We start from the raw sequence: 290 nt of genomic DNA, 5'->3' as shown, positions 1-290 counted from the left end.
CGATGCGCTTATGGAATTCGGCGATCCCAACGGCTCGCGCGATGCGGGCGACGTGGAGGGCCCCGATGCCGGAGGCGCACCTCGCCGCGCCGCCAACAATGTTCATCGCTATGGGAGCTTTGGCTTCGTCGGTGGGCGCGTTCTTCATCGAGTATCAAAGTGCCGTCAACGTGGTGTGCGGCCTGGTGGTCATTGCCTTCGGACTGTACTTTCTCGGCATCATCAAGATCAACCTCTTCCACGGCGCGAAGAACCCGCTGGCGGGACGACAGCTGGGATTCTTCTCCTCG

General features: G+C 61.7%; 1 protein-coding gene. It reads left to right on the top strand.

Annotated elements, in window-relative coordinates; translation table 11 throughout:
* Nucleotides 1-65 precede the first annotated feature (65 nt).
* A partial coding sequence (locus tag NE591_RS15300; RefSeq protein WP_256157107.1) for a cytochrome c biogenesis protein CcdA occupies nt 66-290 on the top strand: 225 nt, incomplete at its 3' end.

It is taken from the genome of Adlercreutzia sp. DFI.6.23 (assembly GCF_024462535.1).
GTDB lineage: Bacteria > Actinomycetota > Coriobacteriia > Coriobacteriales > Eggerthellaceae > Adlercreutzia > Adlercreutzia rubneri.
The sequence above is the reverse complement of the archived record's forward strand: the minus strand, read 5'-3'. Positions and strand labels throughout refer to the sequence as shown.